This is a genomic window from Opacimonas viscosa (assembly GCF_024199005.1).
In the GTDB taxonomy this organism is placed as follows: Bacteria; Pseudomonadota; Gammaproteobacteria; order Enterobacterales; family Alteromonadaceae; genus Opacimonas; species Opacimonas viscosa.
The window spans coordinates 1-239 of record NZ_JANATA010000314.1 but is presented as its reverse complement, the minus strand read 5'-3'; the positions used below and the strand labels follow the sequence as shown (position 1 = coordinate 239).

Sequence of the window (239 nt, the reverse complement as noted above, 5' to 3'; positions counted from 1 at the left end):
GAAGCGGGCTGGCCGTGAGTACGTGCCATCATTGGCACCGTGCGGTATTTACGCGCTAGGTCAGTAATCGCATCAATTAACTGATCAACATACGGCAGGATCACGGTTTCACGCGCTGCGTTGCACATTAATGCGTGAGACAGGTTGTTGATATCTTCTGATGTACAGGCAAAGTGAATAAACTCGTTGATGGCGTTTAATTCACAGTTGTCAGCTACTTTTTCTTTCAGAAAATACTC

The 239-nt window shown here is 46.0% G+C and carries 1 protein-coding gene; it reads right to left on the bottom strand.

Translation table 11 applies throughout. From position 1 onward, the window contains the following. Positions 1-239, bottom strand: a 239-nt coding sequence (locus NLF92_RS13745; RefSeq protein WP_254102837.1) for a lyase family protein, incomplete at both ends; no start/stop codon positions are given.